Annotated in this window: 5 protein-coding genes; all 5 read left to right on the forward strand. The window is 64.1% G+C overall.

The window, feature by feature from the left end; translation table 11 throughout:
• The first annotated feature begins 289 nt into the window (after positions 1–289).
• Positions 290–754 (forward strand): peroxiredoxin, encoded by a 465-nt coding sequence (locus tag QZY03_RS30830; protein ID WP_295588036.1) that lies wholly within the window; start codon positions 290–292, stop codon positions 752–754.
• Between the two features lie 112 nt (positions 755–866).
• On the forward strand, positions 867–3,245 hold the full coding sequence (locus QZY03_RS30835; RefSeq protein ID WP_295588038.1) for an ATP-binding protein: 2,379 nt from the start codon (positions 867–869) through the stop codon (positions 3,243–3,245).
• A gap of 224 nt (positions 3,246–3,469) precedes the next feature.
• Positions 3,470–4,375 carry a response regulator gene (locus QZY03_RS30840; protein WP_295588040.1) on the forward strand — a complete coding sequence of 302 codons (906 nt, stop codon included), beginning with the start codon at positions 3,470–3,472 and terminating at the stop codon, positions 4,373–4,375.
• Entirely contained in the window at positions 4,375–4,710 is a 336-nt protein-coding gene (locus QZY03_RS30845) for a metalloregulator ArsR/SmtB family transcription factor (protein ID WP_020508201.1), read from the forward strand. Before QZY03_RS30840 ends, QZY03_RS30845 begins: the two co-directional genes overlap by 1 nt.
• A 128-nt stretch (positions 4,711–4,838) precedes the next feature.
• Complete coding sequence (gene speE / locus QZY03_RS30850) at positions 4,839–5,726, forward strand: polyamine aminopropyltransferase (RefSeq protein WP_295588042.1); 888 nt, start codon at positions 4,839–4,841, stop codon at positions 5,724–5,726.
• Positions 5,727–5,896 lie beyond the last annotated feature (170 nt).

The raw sequence follows: 5,896 nt of genomic DNA on the forward strand, positions 1-5,896 counted from the left end.
ACTGTCGGCAACCGGCTCCCGCTGTTGCCAGCGGCAATCACAACCTTCGGCGCTTTACCTTTCGCCAGCATGATTGCGATCTTCCAGGGTCCGGGACTGAGGAAGCATCCCGGAGTGGGTCTTGACGACCTGTTGCCAACGTAGCGGATTGATGACCGCTCTCCCTGGTCAACCCGGCTTGCTTTCACAAGCTCCGCCCTTCAGGGCGGGGTAGTTGACAGTTGACGTAGGGCCTGGGTCTGCCTAAATTCCGTGGGCGGCTATCACACTACCATCGGAGCGAGACCCCATGCTTCAGCCTGGCGACAAGGCACCCGACTTTTCTCTACCCGACGCGGATATGGAGCGAGTCAATCTGGAGGGCCTGATCGGCCAGCGCAACCTGGTCATCTACTTCTATCCCAAAGATGACACCCCGGGTTGCACCATGGAGGCGTTGGAGTTTACTGATCTGCAGTCAGAATTCGACGCGGCACAGACCGAGCTGATCGGAATCAGCCGGGATACCTGCAGCAGCCATGGTGCCTTTCGGGACAAGTACGGACTGACCGTCAAGCTGCTTGCCGACCCCGACGGCGAGACCTGTGAAGCCTACGGGGTATGGCGGGAGAAGGAAGCCCACGGGGAGCGGCGCATGGGCATCGTCCGTTCCACCTTCATCGTCGACAAACAAGGAATCATTCGTCATGCCATCCATGACGTGAAGCCCAAGGGGCACGCGGCCCAGGTGTTGGGCCTGGTGCAAGCGCTGTAGCGGATGACGTGCCGGCGAGGACATCGGGGATGCCACGGCGGCCGGTGCGCGCGAGCGGGCGAGCGCCTCGCCCGGTTTCCCCGGTGAACTCCGTGGTCGCTTTCAGCCGAACGTGAAGCTGCGCGTCTACATCCTGGGGTTCCTGCTGGTCTTTGGGCTGATGCCCCTGATGCTGGCGGTGATCATCAATCTGCCGCTGGTGCTGGACCGCACCGCACTCTTCTATCAGCGCGCCTATCTGCAAAACCTGCGCGCCGACTTTCGCGATCTGGATCAGCATCTGGCCAGTCGCCACGAGATGATCCGCCTGCTCTCGAAACTGCCGGAGCCGGGCTTGATCCTCGGGGCGCAGGGCGAGGCCGACCAGATCGATCTGGCGCGCGCTCGTTACACCGCCTGGGTCAATCAAATCCTCGCGGATCAGCGCGATATCACCCAGCTGCTGTTCGTCGACGCGCAGGGCGAGGAGCGGTTCTGGCTCACCCGCGATCCACGCTCGCAGGAGTGGCGGCCGACGGCGCAGCCGCCGCTGGTGCCGAGCGGTGATTTCCTCACCGCGGGGCTGCATCTGGACCCCGGGGCGGTGATTGTGAGCCGCATCCGGGTCGATCCGGTCGGGGGGGCGGCCGACCCGCGACAACTCATGACCCTCAGTCTGGCGAGCCCAATCGGCGGCAGCAAGGAGCCGCCGCAAGGGGTGGTGGTGATGGGCATCGACGTGGGCGGCTTGGCCCAGTTCTATCGCGATACCCTCTGGGTCAACCAGGATGGAACCTACCTGCGGCCCGGCCAGCCGGCCGGAGCCGCGTCCGCCCGTGGTGAACCCGGTGTGGCGCAGCCGGAGGCGTTCCAGGCGTTTCCGGGGCTCGAGGCGATCTTTGCGGAAGGCAATCTGGCACTGTGGAAGGGCCCGCGCGGCGGCCAACTCCTGTGGGTGCCGATGTTTGCCACCGAAGATGGTCGGCCCCTCTGGGTGGGGCGTGCGGTCGACCCCTCACCGATGGACGAATTTCGCAATGCGCTGATTCTCAGAGTCCTCTCGATCATCTTCGTGCTGGTGCTGGTGGTCATGTTCCTGGCGCGCTGGATCGCTCACCGGGCTGAGCGCTTCAGCCAGGCGCTGACCGGCGGCATTGGTCAGATTCTGCATGACGGACCCCCGCTGCGCTTCAGTTGGCGTGGCCCCAAGGAGGTCCGGGAACTCGGGGAGCAGTTGACCGTCCTGGCGGAGACCCATGCCGAACATCTGCGCGTCGCCCGCGAGCACACTCAGGCGCTTGAGCGCTCGAACCGCTACAAGTCGGAGTTCCTGGCCAATGTGAGTCATGAACTGCGCACCCCGCTGAACTCCATCCTGCTGCTCTCGAAGATGCTGGCGGCAGAATCCAGCGGTCTCACCGCAAGTCAGTGCCGTCAGGCGCAGGTCATTCATGAGGCCGGTACGGACCTGCGGACCATGATCGACAATATTCTCGACATCTCACGGATCGAAGCCGGCCATGTGCCGGTGACCCTGGACGTGGTGGACCTGCCGCCGCTGCTGACGGATATCGTGGAGCTGGTCGCGCCCCTGATCGGCGATAAGCCGGTGGAGATCGCGGTGCAGATCAACCCCGCCGCGCCGGTCCGCATCTCGACCGATCGGGAAAAGCTGCGGCAGATTCTCAAGAACTTCCTCGCCAACGCGATCAAATTCACCGATCAGGGCCGCGTCACCCTGAGCCTTCAGACCTGCCCGGACCCCGCGCGTCCGCTGGCGATCAGCGTGGCCGACACCGGTATCGGCATCCCCAAGGACAAGCAGGCCATCATCTTCGAGGCCTTCCAGCAGGCCGACGGTTCCACCCGTCGACGCTACGGCGGCACCGGTCTCGGCCTCTCCATCAGCCGCGAACTGGCCAAGCTGCTGGGTGCCCGGATCGAGGTGCACAGCGATCTCGGGGCCGGTGCCGTCTTCACCTTGCTGTTGCCGCTCGTCCTGCCGGGCGGCGAACTCGTGGAGGAGGAGTCCTCCGAGTCCGCCGAGAGCCTGCCCCTGCCGTTCCTGGAGGAGCCCCCGAACCAACCGAATCGGGATAACCCTGGGCACTGGGTGCTGATCATCGATCGTGACGTCCCGACCCTGGTCCACCTGTCCGGGCTCATCGGTGCCAGTGGGCTTGCGGTGCAGTCCGCGGCGGACCTGGACGAGGCGCTGGAGACCTTGCAGGAGGAACCAGCGGGCTGTCTGCTGGTGATCCTCTCCGCGCTGGTGTCGGAGCGGGAGACCTGTGATACGATCACAATGCTACTGAAACATCACCGTGTTTACGGCACCGCCGTGGCGGTCATGACCGAAGCGACGAATCCAGTGGTGGTCGAGCGTCTGCGCGACGCCTGTCTGGCCGCGGGGGCGATTGCCGTGCTTCCCAAACCGGTCGATGCCGCCGGGCTGCGGATGGTCATGACGGGGCTGCTGGCCTTTGGGCGCGCCCGCCGAAATCCAGGGTGAGGTGATTTCCGGGCAAGGATCGACCGGGGGGAGGGGGCGACTGAAGTCGCCCCTACAGTGGGGATATCGCCTTCTTACCTGATATCCGGACAGACCCTTGGTGTAGGGGCGGGTTTGAAACCCGCCCCTACGTCCGGTTATCACGTCCGATGGCTATAGTATTCCCGGGAATCGCCTGAGAGTGGCGGCCTTGCCTATCCGGACCCACCCTGTCAACACAGTCTATGAATGGTTACGCTGGATTCAAGCTGCTCATCGTCGATGACCATGCGCACAACCTGTTTACGCTGAGGACCTTGATCGAGGCGCACATGGATGTCGCCGTGATCGAGGCCACCTCCGGCCAGCAGGCGATCGACTTCACCCATAGCCACCCGGACATCGACCTCATCATCCTGGACGTGCAGATGCCGGGGATGGACGGTTTTCAAACCGCGTCCCTGCTCAAGTTACGCAAACGCACGCGGGATATCCCGATCATTTTCCTGACCGCCGCCTTCAAATCCGAGGAATTCCAGCGGCGCGGATTTGCGGTCGGGGCCGTGGACTACCTGCTCAAGCCTATCGATGATCAGCTGCTGATCAACAAGATCAGCACCTATTTTCGGCTGATCGAGAAGGAGCGCGGACTCAATCGGGTGCTGGAGCAGCGGGTGGCCGAACGCACCGCGGAACTGGCCGCGGCCCGGCAGTATCTCGAGAACATCATCACCCACATGGGCGAGGCGCTCCTGGTGCTGGAACCCGGCGGCACCATCACCATGACGAACCCGGCCGCGTGCCGTATGCTCGGTTACCCGGAAGCCGACTTGATCGGCATGCCCATCGGGGACATCTTCGAGGAGGAGGGCGACGAACAGGCCGGGGCCTTCCTCGGCACCTGGCTGGAGGCCCTGATCCGCACCGGGGCGCTGAGCAAGATCGAGGCACGCTTCATCGCGCGCGATGGTCGGCGGGTGCCAATCCTGTTCGCGCGCACCGCGGTCAGAAACACGGCGGGGGCAATCAGCGATATCATCTGCATCGCTAAGGATATGACCGGCTATGTGCGGGTCGAGCCCGGCGACGATACCGACCCCGCGACAACTTACCCGTGCAGTGTATCTCACATGCCGGAGGAGGATCGATGATGAGCGACCTGCCCAATACCGACCAGCGGGAGGACGAAAAAACCGCCCTGACCGCCAATGCCCTCAAGGCCATGGCCCACCCCCTGCGCTGGAAAATCCTGTGCTCGCTGGGGGAGAACGAACTGTCGGTGGGCGAGATCGTGGAGCGCACCGGAACCTCCCAGAGCAACATTTCCCAGCATCTGGAGCAACTGCGCAACAAGAACATCGTGGTCGCGCGCAAGGAGGCGAACCGCATTTTCTACCGCATCCGCAACACCCAACTGCTGGACCTCATCGGCATCATGCGCGAGGTCCTGTGTCCGGCCAATCTGGACGACCGGTTTCCCCGCTAGCGGTGCCGCGGACCCGGTCGGCGGCGCGCGATCTGGGGTTTCCCCGGCTTGTCCAGCCGCCCGGCCCTTCTTCATAATAGCGCAGCCGTTTCATCAGCCGTCTGCTTCATCCATAAAGGAAGTGCGCCATGCTAGAACCCAACGAGTGGTTTACCGAGGTCGTCGAGGACGAGGGTTCAGCCTTCTCGCTCAAAGTCACCGAGAAGCTCCACGAGGAGCAGACGCCCTACCAGTTGATCGAGGTTTACGCCACCGCGGGCTTCGGCAATCTGATGGTGATCGACGGTTTCGTCATGCTCACCAGCCGCGACAACTTTCTCTACCACGAGATGATGTCCCATCCCGCCCTCTTCACGCATCCCCACCCGCGCCGGGTGTGTGTTATCGGTGGCGGTGATTGCGGTACCCTGCGCGAGGTGCTCAAGCACGACAGCGTCGAATCGGTCGTGCAGATTGACATCGACGAGGGCGTCACCCTGGCCGCCGAGTGTTTCTTTCCCGAACTCACCGCGTCCAACGAGGACCCGCGGGCACGGCTGCTCTTCGAGGACGGCATCCGCTGGATTCAGGAGGCCTCGCCCGGCAGCCTCGACCTGATCATCGTCGACAGCACCGACCCCGTGGGACCCGCCGTGGGGCTCTTCACCGCCGATTTCTATGCGGACTGCGCGCGCGCACTGGATCAGGGCGGCATCCTGGTGCAGCAGAGCGAGTCGCCCCTCTATCACATGCATATCCTCACTGACATGCACATCGCCATGCGCGCTGCCGGCTTTGGTGACACCCGGTCGCTGTTCTTCCCCCAGACCGTCTATCCCTCGGGCTGGATGACTGCCACCCTGGCCGGCAAGGGCGACGGCGCCTTAGACGGAGTGCGCGTTGCCGATGTTCGCGCCAAGCCCTTCGACACCCAGTACTACAATGCCGAAATTCATCAGGCCGCACTGGCGCAACCCGAGTTTTTCCGCCGCGCCCTGACCGCCGCGCTGGAGACCGCACAGACCGCCGGCGGCTAGGCGATTTCCGCAGTAGTTCGTACCACGCCGGCTCGCCGACCGGGGCGACTCGACCGGAGGCCGAGGCTTTACCGCGAACGTCGCGCAGCGACCCCGTGGGAGCGGCGTCCCGCCGCGATGGGGCCGGGCGCGTCACCTGACCGTTCGGGGTGACCGCGGCATCCATCGCG

Origin of the sequence: uncultured Lamprocystis sp. (genome assembly GCF_903933125.1) — a bacterium.
In the GTDB taxonomy this organism is placed as follows: domain Bacteria; phylum Pseudomonadota; class Gammaproteobacteria; order Chromatiales; family Chromatiaceae; genus Thiodictyon.

What these genes read in the sequence shown, in the direction of transcription:
- QZY03_RS30830 (WP_295588036.1), top strand. Translation starts at nt 290, where the DNA reads ATGCTTCAGCCTGGCGACAAGGCACCCGACTTTTCTCTACCCGACGCG.
- QZY03_RS30840 (WP_295588040.1), top strand. Translation starts at nt 3,470, where the DNA reads ATGAATGGTTACGCTGGATTCAAGCTGCTCATCGTCGATGACCATGCG.
- QZY03_RS30845 (WP_020508201.1), top strand. Translation starts at nt 4,375, where the DNA reads ATGAGCGACCTGCCCAATACCGACCAGCGGGAGGACGAAAAAACCGCC.
- speE (WP_295588042.1), top strand. Translation starts at nt 4,839, where the DNA reads ATGCTAGAACCCAACGAGTGGTTTACCGAGGTCGTCGAGGACGAGGGT.